At 56.7% G+C, this 13,109-nt stretch carries 13 protein-coding genes; 9 read left to right on the forward strand and 4 right to left on the reverse strand.

From position 1 onward, the window contains the following. Nucleotides 1–72 precede the first annotated feature (72 nt). Nucleotides 73–1,302: a 2-octaprenyl-6-methoxyphenyl hydroxylase gene (gene ubiH, locus INT20_RS16615; protein ID WP_193057347.1), complete on the forward strand. Its 1,230-nt coding sequence runs from the start codon at nucleotides 73–75 to the stop codon at nucleotides 1,300–1,302. Between the two features lie 99 nt (nucleotides 1,303–1,401). After that, nucleotides 1,402–2,655, forward strand: coding sequence for a UbiH/UbiF/VisC/COQ6 family ubiquinone biosynthesis hydroxylase (locus INT20_RS16620; RefSeq protein WP_193057348.1), 1,254 nt, complete (start codon nucleotides 1,402–1,404; stop codon nucleotides 2,653–2,655). Here INT20_RS16620 and INT20_RS16625 read toward each other — a convergent pair. The 3 genes from INT20_RS16625 to gpmI form a co-directional block, all read right to left on the reverse strand. Next, nucleotides 2,652–3,944 carry a S41 family peptidase gene (locus INT20_RS16625; RefSeq protein WP_193057349.1) on the reverse strand — a complete coding sequence of 431 codons (1,293 nt, stop codon included), beginning with the start codon at nucleotides 3,942–3,944 and terminating at the stop codon, nucleotides 2,652–2,654. The two genes, INT20_RS16620 and INT20_RS16625, sit on opposite strands and share 4 nt — an antisense overlap. Before the next feature lie 124 nt (nucleotides 3,945–4,068). Then, nucleotides 4,069–5,205, reverse strand: coding sequence for a murein hydrolase activator EnvC family protein (locus INT20_RS16630; protein WP_193057350.1), 1,137 nt, complete (start codon nucleotides 5,203–5,205; stop codon nucleotides 4,069–4,071). A gap of 20 nt (nucleotides 5,206–5,225) precedes the next feature. After that, on the reverse strand, nucleotides 5,226–6,788 hold the full coding sequence (gpmI, locus tag INT20_RS16635) for a 2,3-bisphosphoglycerate-independent phosphoglycerate mutase (RefSeq protein ID WP_193057351.1): 1,563 nt from the start codon (nucleotides 6,786–6,788) through the stop codon (nucleotides 5,226–5,228). A 285-nt stretch (nucleotides 6,789–7,073) separates the two neighbouring features. Between gpmI and INT20_RS16640 the strand changes: the two genes are divergently transcribed. The 7 genes from INT20_RS16640 to ruvX all read left to right on the forward strand — a co-directional run bounded on the left by INT20_RS16640 (nucleotide 7,074) and on the right by ruvX (nucleotide 11,829). Further along, on the forward strand, nucleotides 7,074–7,496 hold the full coding sequence (locus INT20_RS16640; RefSeq protein ID WP_193053411.1) for a rhodanese-like domain-containing protein: 423 nt from the start codon (nucleotides 7,074–7,076) through the stop codon (nucleotides 7,494–7,496). A gap of 49 nt (nucleotides 7,497–7,545) precedes the next feature. Then, nucleotides 7,546–8,058, forward strand: coding sequence for a protein-export chaperone SecB (gene secB, locus INT20_RS16645; RefSeq protein ID WP_193057352.1), 513 nt, complete (start codon nucleotides 7,546–7,548; stop codon nucleotides 8,056–8,058). Between the two features lie 2 nt (nucleotides 8,059–8,060). Next, nucleotides 8,061–8,816, forward strand: coding sequence for a 16S rRNA (uracil(1498)-N(3))-methyltransferase (locus INT20_RS16650; RefSeq protein WP_172118916.1), 756 nt, complete (start codon nucleotides 8,061–8,063; stop codon nucleotides 8,814–8,816). A gap of 203 nt (nucleotides 8,817–9,019) precedes the next feature. Then, nucleotides 9,020–9,712, forward strand: a complete 693-nt coding sequence (locus INT20_RS16655; protein ID WP_193057353.1) for a CvfB family protein — start codon at nucleotides 9,020–9,022, stop codon at nucleotides 9,710–9,712. Nucleotides 9,713–9,787: 75 nt separating this feature from the next. Further along, nucleotides 9,788–10,750, forward strand: coding sequence for a glutathione synthase (gene gshB / locus INT20_RS16660; protein WP_193057354.1), 963 nt, complete (start codon nucleotides 9,788–9,790; stop codon nucleotides 10,748–10,750). Between the two features lie 66 nt (nucleotides 10,751–10,816). Further along, a complete protein-coding gene (locus tag INT20_RS16665; protein WP_193057355.1) occupies nucleotides 10,817–11,374 on the forward strand; it encodes a YqgE/AlgH family protein in 558 nt (185 codons plus the stop codon). After that, nucleotides 11,374–11,829: a Holliday junction resolvase RuvX gene (ruvX, locus tag INT20_RS16670; RefSeq protein ID WP_193057356.1), complete on the forward strand. Its 456-nt coding sequence runs from the start codon at nucleotides 11,374–11,376 to the stop codon at nucleotides 11,827–11,829. Before INT20_RS16665 ends, ruvX begins: the two co-directional genes overlap by 1 nt. A gap of 16 nt (nucleotides 11,830–11,845) precedes the next feature. Here the strand turns inward: ruvX and pyrB are convergent, their stop codons facing one another. Then, complete coding sequence (gene pyrB, locus INT20_RS16675; RefSeq protein ID WP_172118936.1) at nucleotides 11,846–12,871, reverse strand: aspartate carbamoyltransferase; 1,026 nt, start codon at nucleotides 12,869–12,871, stop codon at nucleotides 11,846–11,848. Nucleotides 12,872–13,109 lie beyond the last annotated feature (238 nt).

Here is a 13,109-nt window from a genome sequence, read left to right on the forward strand (position 1 = left end):
TCTGAATATCTATTATGTAATTTACGTTACGCCATTACGATATGGCGGTGCGCTAGGTGACAGGAGATGCTAATGCCGTCGTCGACGGATACGCCAGTAAAGACGACCACACACGATATCGTGATTGTGGGGGGCGGATTAGTGGGCGCCAGCCTGGGCTGTGCACTGGCCCCGCTTATCAAGCGTTATGGCTGGAAAGTCGCCATTATCGAAGCGACGCCGATGAATGAAGCGCCGCTTGAAAAGAGTTGGCAGCCGAGCTTTGATGCGCGTGCAAGCGCCATTGCTGAAGGCTCAGCACAGCGTTTTCAACAGTTGGGCATTTGGGATGCGATGCAGGGCGAAGCAACGCCTATTCGGTATATTCATATCAGTGAGCGTGGCCGCTTGGGAGCGACGCGGCTCAGTGCCCAGGGATTAGGCGTCGATGCGCTAGGTCATGTTATCCCCAATGCCTGGATGGGCCGTGTGCTTCACCACCATCTTAAAACGCTGCCGGTCGATTGGTACTGCCCGGCCAAGGTAGAAAAGCTTGCCCCAGAAGGTGGCGGGCACTATCTGCGCCTTTCTGACGGCAGCGAGCTGCGCGCCGCCTTAACCGTGCTGGCCGATGGAGGGCGTTCGGGACTTAAAGAGCAGTTGGGTATCAACAGTCGCCATAATTCCTACGAGCAGACAGCGCTCATTACCCATGTGGGCATCAGCCAACCACACGAGGGTATTGCCTATGAGCGCTTCACTCAGGAGGGGCCGATTGCCTTGTTGCCTTTGCCAGGTCAGGCAATGGAGCTGATATGGACACACCCCAGCGGTCAGGAACATGCGCGAATGGCGCTCCCGGACCGTGAGTTTCTTGCCCAGTTACAGAGCGCCTTTGGTGACCGGGTGGGACGTTTCACTCGCGTAGGAAAACGCTACAGCTACCCGCTTTCGTTGGTAACAGCAGAAGAGCCGGTTCGTCCGGGGCTGGCGGTCCTGGGAAATGCAGCTCATGCCCTGCACCCTGTTGCCGGTCAAGGCTTTAACCTGGCGTTACGCGGTATTATGGACCTCGTTGAAGCGCTTGAGCAGGGCGAACAGACCGGGCTGCCACTGGGTGATATGACGACGCTGCAGGCCTTTGAGCAGAAGCGTGCGCGTGATCGCCGCAATGTCATTCGCTTTAGCGACGGGTTGGTGCGCCTGTTCGGACACACGTTACCGCTTCTGTCTCACGCTCGGGCAGCCGGGCTTATCGGCCTTAACCTTGTAGGGCCGCTGCGACGCAGCCTGGCGCGCCGCGCGATGGGGCTGGAGCGTTAGGCATGCCTCGCTGTTTAAGATTAAAGATGCCAAACGCTTAGCCAGCTATTTGGCTCAACAGGAACAAAGCTCTAAGAGCTGGGCTCGGATAGGAGCGTTATGGATACGCACGCGACAGACACTGCACCGACAGAAAATTTTGACGTTATTGTCGTGGGCGCAGGCATGGTGGGAACAGCGCTAACAGCCTTGCTGGCACAAGCAGGTATGCATGTGGCACTGGTGGAAGCGCGCCATGAACCCCAGCGCTGGGAGGCCGTTAACAAGACGCTTCCCACGCCCCGGGTCAGTGCATTAACGCCAGTATCTCAGCGCCTGTTAACCCATCTGGACGTTTGGCCCGCCATGGCCGAATGTCGCGTAACGCCGTATCGCTATATGCAGGTATGGGATGCGGAAGGCAGTGGTGAAATCAAATTTTCGGCCGATGAAGCCGGGGTGCCCGTACTGGGGCATATAGTAGAGAATGCGATTACTCAGGCGGCGCTCAATGATGCGGTACTGGATCATCCCAGAGTAGAGCATTTTTTTGGTTGCCGGGTTCAGGCGCTACAAACCTCAGCGACAGGCCGTTGGTTAGTGCTGGACGATGCGCGCAAGCTGCATGCACCGCTGCTGGTAGCGGCAGATGGTGCGCGTTCAACCCTGCGGGAGCTGGCCGACATAGAGATCACCAGCGACGATATGGGCCAAGAGGCTGTGGTCACTACCGTCAAGTGTGCTCATGTACACGGCAGCACCGCGCGACAAGCGTTTACCCAGAGCGGCCCGCTGGCCTTCTTGCCGATCACGCTAGAGGACGATGCACGCTACTGCTCGATTGTTTGGTCGACCACGCCCGAGCACGCGTTGGCGCTTAGCCATTTTGCGCCTGACGAGTTAGGGAAAGCGCTGGGCGAGGCATTCGGTTATCGCCTGGGCGAGGTGGAGGTGTGTGATCGTGCGTATCGTTTTCCGCTGGTACAGCGTCATGCAAGGCAGTATGTATTGCCGCACTTCGCGCTGATCGGCGACGCGGCGCACAGCATTCATCCATTGGCAGGGCAGGGCGTTAACCTCGGTTTGATGGATGCCGCGGTATTGGCTGAAGAAGTGGTTAGCGCCTGGAAGCGCGGCGCCCCGTGGGGTGAGTTAACCACATTGAAACGCTATGAGCGCAGGCGGCGCTTGGATAACAGTGCCATGTTAGGGCTGATGAAAGGGTTCAGGGAGCTGTTTGGTACCCAAATGCCGCTCTTTACACTGGCCCGCAATCTCGGCATGAGCGGTATGAACCAGCTAAGCCCTGTTAAACGCAGCGTCATGCGGCAGGCCACCGGAGAGCGGGGGCGCTTGCCGCATAGCTGCCGCTAACGGCGGCGGTCGACCACATTAAGCGCTTTGAGAAGATTGAGCGCTTCACTCATTTGGTAGTCATCACGTAGCCGCTCGGTCGCGGATGAACGTGTCTGGGTGGCGGGCTGCTGTGCATCCAGGTGGCCGCCTAGGTCCGCCTCGCGAAGCTCCGGGCGGCTTTCGGCGACTTCCAGACGGCCCCGCACTACTTCTACATCGGGCGCGATGCCCTGCGCCTGAATGGAGCGTCCGTTTGGCGTGTAGTAAAGCGCGGTGGTGAGTTTCAAACCTTCACCATTACCCAGCGGCATGACCTGCTGAACGGAGCCCTTTCCGAAACTGTCTGTGCCCATAATGACGCCGCGGCGTTGGTCTTGAAGCGCACCCGCCACAATTTCTGCGGCCGAAGCGCTGCCGCTGTTAATCAGCACGACCAGCGGAATATCACTGGCGGGCGTGGCGGATGAGGCTGAAAATGACATGGCGGTATCGGAAAGCCGGCCTTCGGTATACACAATCAGGCCGTTATCCAGAAACAGGTCTGCCACACCGGCCGCCGCTTGGAGTACACCGCCGGGATTATTGCGCAGGTCAAGAATCAGCCCTTCCAGCGGCTGTTCACGCGTCATGCGCTCTATTGCCTGGCGTGCCTGTTCTGGCGTACGCGACTGGAACTGACTAATTCGCAGGTAGCCATAGCCGGGCTCAAGAAGCTCATGCTTAACGCTTTCGCTGCGGATGGCCTCACGGGTAAGGTTGAACTCACGCGGGGTGTCCTCTCCCGTGCGTAGAATCATCATGCGCAACTGGCTGCCTGGTTCGCCGCGCATTAGCGTAACGGCTTCTTGAAGCGACATGCTTTCAGTCGGCGTGCCGTCAATGGCAACGATAACATCCCGAGGAAGCAGACCAGCCTGTGAGGCGGGCGTATCATCAATCGGGGTGATCACCAGGAGTTGGCCGTTTTCCATGCCAACTTCTATACCAATGCCGCCAAACTCTCCTTGAGTGGTTTCGCGCAGGCTTTGATACTCTTCCGCATCAAGATAGGCGGAGTGAGGGTCGAGTTCGCTGAGCATACCGCGCATGGCGTTACGCAGTAGCGTGCGGTCATCGACCTCTTCAACGTAGCCACGCTTGATGCGCTCAAACACCTCGGCAAAGGTCTGGATCTCTTCAAGGGGTAATTCATCAGCTGTGGCGGGCTGGGCAAACAGCGGTAGCGGTGCCGACAATAGCGCAACAGGAAGCAGAGTCACCAGAAGGCGCTTGGCAGAGGCCGGTACTTCGTTAACAAATAGCGTCATGCAGACTCCGCAAGGCGTTAGGCAGTGTTTAAAACTGCCCCAAGTTGACATTACCGTTCTGTCTGAAAAGTGTCTGCGTTCGGCAACGTTTCAGACAGAACCTAATACGGTTCAGCTTATCCCGTCAGCGGCGCGCAATCCAACGCTGTGGGTTAATTGGTTTGCCACTCTGACGTACTTCAAAGTAGAGCGCATTACTCGATTGTCCACCACTGTCGCCTACGCGGCCAATTTCGTCGCCACGGCTGACCTGCTGGCCAGGACGTACGCTAAACTGCTGTAAGTGAGCATAGAGCGTCATGATCTGGTCGCCGTGGTCAATAATCAGCAGGTTGCCGAAGCCGCGCATCCAATCGGCAAATACCACCCGCCCGGTGTGCACGGCGTTTACCTGCGTACCGGCGCTTGCCTGGATGATAATACCGTTATAGTGAACGCCATCACGACGATTAAATGTTGTGGTGATGGCACCTTGCACGGGCCACGGCAAATCCCCTTGAGTACGGGTAATCTGAGTGCTGGGCGTGGGGGCATCCAGGCGCGCTAGTTCCTCCTGAATTTCACGCAGCTTACGCTCGGCCTGCTCCCGGTTATCGTTAAGATCCGCCAGGCGATCAGCTTCGCTACCATAGCGATCATCCAACGTGGCCACGACGTTGCGCCGGTCGGAGGTGCGCTCGGCAAGCCGTACCCGCTGCGCATCCAGCTCGGTGGCGACACTGGCTAGGCGCGTTTGGCGCTCGTTAAGGGCCTGCTCCGTATCGGCAAGCGCGGTATCCAGCCGGGCAATATCGGCAAGACGTTCATTGCGTGCTTGAGTAAAGCGGTTCAGGTAAGCCTGCATACGGTCAAGCTCGGCCGGGTCGCCCTGGTTCAGCAGCAGCTTGAGCTGTGGCGTCGGCCCTAGCCGGTAAAGCGCCGCGAGTTGTTGGCTGAGGGCGGCGTACTGGCTGGCTTGCTCGTCCTCCAGGCGGTCGCGGTGCTGGCGCAGCTGGGTCATTTCATCGTCCAACTGGCGCCGCTCGGCCTGTAAGGCATCCAGCCGCTGGTGAGTGTCGGCCAGCTCCGTTTCAACCTCGCGTAGTTCACGTTCGGCGCTGTCCCGTGCTTCTCCTGTTGTACTCAGCCGCTGCGTAAGCGACTCAATTTCCTGGCCAAGCGCATCCAGCTGCTGGCGCGTTGCCTGCTCATCCGACTGGGCCAAACCCGCCGGTGAGTACACAATGACCAGTAGCGCACCCAGTACTAACGCGGTTCGCACAGGACGTCGCAACGGTATGATCAAGTGAAATCAATCAGCGGGTTCCCGGTCATGGCCTCGGGAACCGGTTGATTCATCATGGTCAAGAGTGTGGGGGCCAGGTCGCACAGGCGGCCATCGCTTAACGTGCCGGCTCGCTCACCCACGTAAACCAGCGGTACCACAAAGGTGGTGTGGGCCGTTTGGGGGGCGCCTGTGACCGGATGCACCATTTGTTCGGCATTGCCGTGGTCGGCGGTTACCAGGCAAGCACCGCCAGCGCGCTCAATCGCGTCAATAACGCGGCCAACGCAGATATCGACCGTTTCAATGGCTTTTACCGCCGCGTTAAAGTCGCCGGTATGGCCCACCATATCGCCGTTGGCATAGTTACATACGATGAAGTCAAAGCGGCCGCTGTCGATAGCCTCAACGAGGTTGTCGGTAATCTCGTAAGCGCTCATCTCGGGTTTTTCGTCGTAGGTCTTCACGTCCCGAGGGGAGGGCACCAGAATGCGCTCTTCGCTCTCATACTCGGCTTCGTTGCCACCCGAGAAGAAAAAGGTAACGTGGGGATACTTCTCTGTTTCGGCAATACGCAGCTGCGTTAAACCGCGCTTGGCGACGACTTCGCCCAGGGTATCGTTGAGATCAAATGGCGGAAACGCGGCCGGTGCAGGAATGTCCGCTGCGTACTGGGTCAACATGACCAAGCCCTTGCCCGCCAGCGATGGGCAGGCCCTACGTGAAAAGCCGCTGAAGTCAGGCTCTACAAATGCGCGGGTAAGTTCGCGCGCGCGGTCAGAGCGGAAGTTAAGAAACAGGGCGGCGTCACCGTCTTGCAGGGTAACGCACTTGTCGTTGAGCAATACGCAGCTTGGCAGGACAAATTCGTCGGTTTCGCCGCGCTCATAGGCGTCGCGCAACGCGGTTTCGGCGCTGGTGGCATAGATGTCAGCCTGGCCTTCGGTCAGCAGATGGTAGGCTTTTTCTACCCGCTCCCAGCGGTTATCACGGTCCATGGCGTAAAAGCGGCCAATAATGGAGGCCACAAAACCATTTTCAGCGCCTACCAGCTCGGCCAGGCGGGCATTAGCGCGTTCGATAGAAGCCAGCGCGCTTTGAGGCGGCATGTCTCGGCCATCCAGGAACGCATGAATAAAGATACGTTGCGCACCGCGGCGAGCCGCCAGTTCGGCCATCGCGATGAAATGATCTTCATGGCTATGTACGCCGCCAGGCGAGAGCAGGCCCAGCAGATGAACGGCGCGGCCATTGGCCACGGCATCATCAATCGGCTGTGTCAGGTTTTCGTTAACGTCCAGATCGCCCTCTTTAATGGCTTTGGTGATCCGTGTGAAGTCCTGATAAACGATGCGTCCGGCACCCAGATTCATATGGCCCACTTCTGAGTTGCCCATTTGCCCATCGGGCAGCCCTACGTGGTGGCCGTCAGTATGCACAAACGCGTGTGGACGATTTGCCCAAAGCGCATCCATTACGGGCGTGTTGGCCGATGCCACCGCGTTATTAGCGCTATCGGGGTTGTGTCCATAACCGTCAAGAATGATCAGCGCGACGGGACGCGGAGTAGACGTAGCCATAAGAACCTCGTTCGGTTGAGTAATCCAAGCGGCGTAAAGCAATCAGCAACGAAAGCGCTGTTTGAAAGTAAAGAGGTTTAAAAAGGTGAGTCAACTCACGTTATTTTCAAACAACTCCTTGTGATCAGGGTCGCGACTGATGCACGCTTGGGGCATCATAACGTAGGCGACCGTCGGGCGTCATGAGCAAGGCCTGCGCGGGGTGCCCTGTGACGTGTATACTTATCGCGTTTTGACGGCGGCGTTGCCGCTTTTTTCTGCATAGACCAAGAGATTGTGTTCGCGATGATCGATCAGTTGTTCGAATTCGTACAGAACCACCCCCTGCTCGTTGGGGCGTTTTTGCTGGTGCTAGTAGCGTGGCTTATTTATGAAACGCGTAGTGCTTCAACCAATGCGGTGACCTCAACCCAGGCCACCCAGCTCATCAACCGAGAAGATGCGGTTGTGCTGGACATTCGTGAAAGCAAAGACTTCAAAGCCGGGCATATTGCTGGCGCACGTAACATTCCCCATAACAAGCTTGATAACCGTATGAACGAGCTGGATAAAGTGAAAAACCAGCCGATCATCGTCGTATGCAAGCATGGGCAAAGTGCAGGCGCGGTTCAAGCCAAGCTTGCCAAGGCCGGTTTCGAGCGTGTGACTAAATTGAAAGGTGGCATGGCGCAGTGGCAGGCCGATAGCCTTCCCGTCGTTAAGAAGTAAGCGTTCTCACCTTTTACTATTGATTCAATGAACAACGAGGAGTTTCCCCATGGCGGAAGATAACAACACCCCGCAGGCTGGTGCAGCAGCGTCCGGCGACAAGCCGCAGCTGAAGTTCTCTATGCAGCGTATTTACGTGAAAGATATCTCCTTTGAAGCACCTAACTCACCGTCTGTTTTCAAGCAGGCGTTTAAGCCGAAGGTGAATCTGGATCTTAATACCACCAGCACTAAAATCGATGACGACCAGTATGAAGTGGTTGTGAAAGTCACCGCTCAGGTCAACGATTCAGAAACCGGCACTACCTCGTTTCTTGCAGAGGTTGAACAAGCGGGTTTATTCCGTATTTCGGGCATCGAAGGCGCTCAGTTGGAGCAGACACTGGGTGCGTTCTGCCCCAACCTGCTGTTCCCTTACGCGCGTGAGTGTGTCGATAACCTGGTAAACCGTGGTGGCTTCCCGCCACTGATGTTGGCACCGGTGAACTTTGAAGCCATGTACGCCCAGCGTAAGCAGCGTGAAGCGCAACAGGAAAATCAGGCTGAAGTGAGTACTCACTAAGCATGCAGGCTGCCGACTGGTATGCCGTGCATGGCAAAATGCCGCGCCTCCATGTACCGGCTGTTTTTGCAGTAGGCCAAGAGGTAGTGCTGCCGGAAGGCCCGGCGCGCCATGTCACCCGCGTACTGCGCATGGGTGAAGGCGCGCCTTTGGTGCTGTTCGATGGCCAAGGCAATGAAGCGGGCGTCCGCTTGGCCGAGGTAGGGCGTAAGCACACGACGGCGGTTATCGACGCCGTTTGGGTCGGTGAGGGGGAGTCACCCTTTGCTGTTCACCTTGGCCAGGCGATCTCCAAAGGCGACCGGATGGATTACGCGATCCAGAAGGCGGTTGAATTAGGTGTCGCTGCTATCACGCCACTGTATACAGAGCGTGGTGATGTACGTTTAAAGGGTGATCGTGAAGCCAAAAAGCTGGCCCATTGGCAGGCTGTTGCGGCAAGCGCCTGCGAACAAAGTGGCCGGGCGGTAGTGCCTGTTGTTCACTCGCCGCTAAGCCTTGTTGAGTGGCTAAGTGCCCGCCAGGAGCCGCTTCGCTTGATGCTGCACTTGGCAACGGGCAATGCGTTTGATCAGCCGGAGCGCCCTGAGGCCGCCGCACTTTTAATTGGCCCTGAGGGGGGCTTAACGGAGGCGGATATTGCAGCCGCTCAGGCAGCTGGCTTTACGCCATTAACGCTAGGGCCACGTGTTCTGCGTACGGAAACAGCCCCGGTGGTTGCCTTGACCCTTCTACAGCACTACTTTGGTGATTTGTAAGCGCCTACTAACACCTTCATTGACCCCTTCCTCAGTGGCCTGCTGTTTAGCGTTAGCCTTCGCTATAGGCTTTACAAGTGTGAATGAGTAGCCATTAGCCTGGCCTGCGTTAAGCAGCGGCCATCACTATGTAGCGGGCCAGCTGCTTTGCTCGGTGATCCTCAGGCGCCATACTATAGACTCACTTTTTAAGGACGGCACCCATGGTCCGTGAATCAACGACTCCTCCTCGCGCTACAAGTGACGCCTCTGCCCAGTTAGGCGAAGTGGCGTATTTAACTGTTGTGACCGTTAATAACACGGGCGCGTTTTTGCGTTGGGGGCAGCCCAAGGACGTTCTCTTGCCGTACAGCGAGCAAATCTTCCGGCCGGATCCTGGCAAGCGGGTGCTGGTCATGCTGTATGAAGATGATCAGGGGCGTCCTGTGGCCTCCATGCGCCTTGATCGCTTTTTAACTGATGATGCCTGGGCGCTTGAAAAGGGGAATGAGGTGAGCGTCGTGGTCGCTGACCGCACCGACCTCGGTATGAAAGTAGCGGTTGATCACCGCTATTGGGGGCTAATCTACCAGGATGATATTTCTCAGCCGCTGCGCCGCGGGCAGACGCTAAAAGGCTACGTCAAGCAGCGCCGTGAGGATGGCCGGTTGGATATTTCTCTGTTGCCGCCAGGCGCGGCGCGGCTAGACGTCGTCGGCGATAAAATACTCAAAGCACTGCGTGAAAGCGGCGGCTATCTACCGCTGGGCGATAAAAGTGACGCCCACGCGATTAAAGCGCGGTTGGGTGTGAGCAAAAGTGCGTTTAAACAAGCCATTGGGCGGCTTTATAAGCAGCAACTGATTACCTTGGAGCCTGACGCGATACGGCTGGTGCCGGGCGCGCTTGCCCCGTAACGGCGCCAATGGTTGGAGCTTGACAGGCAGTACGGCATACTGCCTACCTATTGTTTACGTATGGATTGTGCCCCGATGAGTCAATCAAATCTGCATCTCGGCGTCGTGATGGACCCTATCAGCGACATCGCTTACAAGAAAGATACCACCATAGCCATGCTGTGGGCGGCCCAGGAACGCGGCTATATCCTGCACTATATGGAGCAGGAAGATCTTTTCTTACAGGCGGGGCAAGCCTACGCACGCATGCGACCACTAACCGTGCATCGCGACCCTGACCATTGGTACGACCTGGGTGAAGCGGCTGCCCGGCCACTGGCTGAGCTTGATGTGGTGTTAATGCGTAAAGACCCGCCGGTGGATGCTGACTTCACCAATGCGGTCCACCTCTTGGGCTTTGCTGAGCGTGAAGGCGTGCTCATTGTTAATCCAACCTCAGCACTTTTACAGTGTAATGAGAAGTTGTTTGCCCAGCAGTTTCCTCAGTGCTGTACGCCCACCATGGTGGCCAGCCGCGATGATGTGCTGCGGGCCTTTCATGCCGAGCACGGCGATGTGATTTTCAAACCGCTGGACGGGATGGGCGGCACCGGGATTTTCCATATCGGCCCTGATGGCCGCAATATTGGCGCGGTCATTGAGCAGCTAACGCTGCGTGGTCAGCGCCAGATTATGGTTCAGCGCTACCTGCCTGACATTAAAGACGGCGACACGCGTATCCTGCTGGTGGACGGCGAGCCGGTGCCCTTTGGGCTGGCGCGTATCCCTTCGGCTGGTGAAACGCGCGGCAACCTGGCAGCCGGTGGCCGTGGTGTCGCACGTGATCTCACTGAGCGTGATTACTGGTTGATTGAGCAAGTACAGCCAATGATTCGTGAAAAAGGCCTGATGTTTGTAGGGCTGGACGTGATTGGCGACTACATCACTGAAATTAACGTTACCAGCCCCACCTGCGTGCGTGAAATTGATGACCAGCGCGGCACGAATATCGCGGGCCTGTTGTTGGATGCCATCGAACGCCGCTTGAGCGCTGCTTGATACGCCTGATTCACACTTGATGATAAGAAAGGTCTGCTGGCTATGTCAGCAGGCCGTAGGAGACGCATGCAAAGTTTGAAACACCATTTTTTAATGGCGATGCCGCATCTGGATGATCCTGACTTTGTGGGCAGCCTGATCTACCTCTGTGATCATGACCATAACGGCTGCATGGGGGTTATCACCAACCGCCCGTTGGATATGACGCTGGATGCACTGTTTGATCAGTTGGAGCTGGGGGGGGAAGACAGCCCCCACCGCAATGCTCCGGTCTATTACGGTGGCCCTACGCACAAGGATCGCGGCTTTATCCTCCATCTTGGCGATAGCCAGGAGTGGGACTCCAGCGTTCAGGTAGAGGATGGTGTGGCACTGACGACCTCCATGGATATTCTTCAGGCGCTAGCTAACGGTGAAGGTCCTGAGCACTTTCTGATTTGTCTGGGCTGTGCGGGTTGGGAGGTCGGTCAGCTTGAAGATGAACTAAAGGACAATAGCTGGCTGACGGTTGAGGGCCAGACGGACGTGCTGTTCAACACGCCACCTGCTGAGCGCTTAACGGCTGCCGCAGGATTGTTAGGAGTGGATCTATACCTGATGACTCGTGATGCAGGGCACGCGTGATGGCAGAGGTTGGCCAACGCTTAATTCTTGCCTTTGATTACGGTACGCGGCGTATTGGGGTCGCCGTGGGCAATGAGCTTTTAAAAAGCGCCCGCGAGCTTTCCCCACTTACTGCACGTGACGGCATCCCCGACTGGAATAAAGTAGAGCAACTGCTGAAAGAGTGGCAGCCGGACCTTCTGGTGGTTGGCTTACCGCTCAATATAGATGGCAGCGAGTCGGACATGAGTAAGCGTGCCCGCAAGTTTGGCAACCGTTTACACGGGCGCTATGGCAAACCCTGCGTAATGGTAGACGAACGTGGCTCTACCCGCGAAGCCAAGCTGATTGCCCGTGAAGCGGGTCACCGAGGCAACTACCGCGAAGAGAGCGTCGATGGCATTGCGGCGGTGTTGATTCTGGAAGGCTGGTTTGCCCATCAGGAAGGTCTTCCCGATGGGCGTTCTGCTCTCTAACGTATATTAAGTAGCGTTAGCGATCCAGTGTCCCGATCTGGCTGGGTACAAACCAGCGCACCGGGCGAAGGTCTTTCTCAATCAGTGAATCGACGTGCAGCAGCGTTGCAAAGATGGCCATCCGCATGGCGATGCCGTTATCTGTCTGACGAAAGATCGCCAGGCGCGGGTCGCCGTTAAGATCCACGTTCAAATCATTCGCGCCGGGGCGGCTATCGCGGGGCAGCGGGTGCATAACAATGGTCGACTCACTGCAGCGTTGATCCAGAAACGCCTTGTTGACTATAAAGTCATCCGAGATGCCCTGGAAGTTCTCGTTCATTTCTTCGGTAAAGCGCTCTTTCTGAATTCGCGTGGTGTACACAACATCCAGATCACTGAAGTCAGTGGCTAAATGATCGCGTACCTCTACCTGGTGCCCGCGTGATGTGACCAGGTCAATCAGTGCAGTAGGCATTTCAAGCCCGGGCGGCGATACCAGTGTGATACGTAACGGATCGTATAAAGAAAGCAGCTTGATCAGAGAGTGCACCGTACGCCCATACTTGAGATCGCCGGTCAGCAGAATATGTGCTCCGCCAAACGATTTGCCTAATCGCTGAAACTCCTTATCGATCGTATAGATATCCAGCAGGGCTTGGCTTGGGTGTTCACCAGGGCCGTCGCCGCCGTTAATCACCGGTACATTCGTCGCCGCCGCAAACTCGGCAACAGAGCCTTGATCCGGGTGACGCATGACAATCGCATCGCAGTAGCCACTCATTACCCGGCTGGTATCGTAAAGCGACTCGCCTTTGGCCATGGATGAGAATGTAAAGCCTGTGGTATCACATACGCTGCCGCCCAACCGACAAAACGCCGTATGAAAACTTACCCGGGTGCGCGTGCTGGCTTCGAAGAACAAGTTGCCCAAAACGGCTCCCTCAAGAACACGGGTAACCTGACGACGCTGGGCAATGGGCTCCATTTGGGCCGCAACACGAAGAAGGTGGTTAACGCTGTCGCGGTTTAAGGAGTCAACGGATAGCAGATGGGGGCTCATCATGGACCTCATGTTGAAGTAGAAGGCGAAGTGGGTAGATGAAGTGATTGCGTGTAGTGTAACCGCCAATACGTGGTTCGCCGAAGTGCTTTCACGGCCTTATAAAAAAGGCTGCTGATGTTTTTCAAACATATTTCACCCAGCCCCTTGCCAAACGCCCGGCGAATCCGTAAAGTACGCATCCGCTGCCGGGGACGCCCAGCGTTACCAGCGGTGAAGAAGGTGAAAACCTTCGGTT

The organism is Halomonas citrativorans, assembly GCF_014898005.1.
Lineage (GTDB): Bacteria > Pseudomonadota > Gammaproteobacteria > Pseudomonadales > Halomonadaceae > Vreelandella > Vreelandella citrativorans.